1 protein-coding gene is annotated in these 1,399 nt (G+C 73.1%); it reads right to left on the reverse strand.

Annotated elements, in window-relative coordinates; translation table 11 throughout:
- Positions 1 to 1,399 (reverse strand): beta-ketoacyl synthase N-terminal-like domain-containing protein (locus tag AB0Q99_RS34300; RefSeq protein WP_363578187.1); only part of this gene is annotated, 1,399 nt, incomplete at both ends.

Genomic DNA, 1,399 nt, shown 5'->3' on the forward strand with positions numbered 1-1,399 from the left:
TCCAACGCCCGCGCGAACACCGGGAACTCGCGATACAGACCCCGCCCCATCCCCGCCCACTGACCACCCTGACCGGAGAACACGAACGCCGACCTCCCCGGGGAGGCAGTGCCCGTGACGATGCCGGGTTTTCCGCCGATCAGTGCGTCCAGGCCGGCCTGATCCGTCAGCACGGCACGGTGCGGAAACCGAGCCCGCGCGGCCAGGTCCGCGGCCACCTCGGCCGGTGTGACCTCGGGGTGCTCGGCGAGGAACCCGCGCAGCCTGCGGGCCTGGTCGCGCAGGGCCGCGTCCGACTTCGCCGACAGCAGCCACGGCACCGGCACCGCGGCCGCAGGGGCGGGCGTGGAAGCGGCAGGGGACTCGGGCGACGTCTCCTCGGCCGGGTCCGGGGCCGGATCCGCGGCCGGTGCCTCCAGGATCACGTGCGCGTTGGTACCGCTGATGCCGAACGCCGAGATGCCCGCGCGACGCAGGTGGCCGTTGTCGGGCCAGGGCCGGGCCTCGGTGAGCAGCCGGATGTTTCCGGACTCCCAGTCGACGTGCGAGGTCGGCGCGTCGACATGCAGCGTCGGCGGCAGTTGCCCGTGCCGCATCGCCATGACCATCTTGATCACACCCGCCACACCGGCCGCCGCCTGGGTGTGCCCGATGTTCGACTTCACCGACCCCAGCCACAACGGCTCCACCCGGTCCCGGCCGTACGTCGCCAGCAGCGCCTGCGCCTCGATGGGATCGCCGAGCGTCGTCCCCGTGCCGTGCGCCTCCACCGCGTCCACCTCGGACGCCTCCAACCCGGCGTTCGCCAACGCCTGACGGATCACCCGCTCCTGCGACGGACCGTTCGGCGCGGTCAACCCGTTGGACGCCCCGTCCTGATTGACCGCCGAGCCCCGGACGACCGCCAGCACCCGGTGACCGTTACGGCGGGCGTCCGACAACCGCTCCAGCAGCACCAAGCCGGCGCCCTCACCCCACGCCGTACCGTCGGCCGCCTCGGCGAACGCCTTCACCCGCCCATCGGCCGCAAGCCCCCGCTGGCGGGAGAACTCGACGAACCCCGCCGGCGTCGCCATCACCGTCACACCGCCGGCCAACGCCAGTGAGCACTCCCCCGAGCGCAGCGCCTGCGCCGCCAGGTGGATCGCCACCAGCGACGACGAGCACGCCGTGTCCACCGACACCGCCGGACCCTCCAGCCCCAGCAGATACGACACCCGCCCGGAGGTCACACTCGTCGCCGTGCCCGTCGAGAGGTAGCCCTCCAGGTCGGGCGGCTGCGCCCCGGCGCCATAGCCCGAGGACCAGATGCCGGTGAACACGCCCGTCCGGCTGCCCCGCAACGACGTCGGATCGATCCCCGCGTCCTCGAACGTCTCCCACACCGTCTCCAGCAGCA

The sequence above is a fragment of the Kitasatospora sp. NPDC086791 genome, from assembly GCF_040685975.1.
GTDB lineage: Bacteria > Actinomycetota > Actinomycetes > Streptomycetales > Streptomycetaceae > Kitasatospora.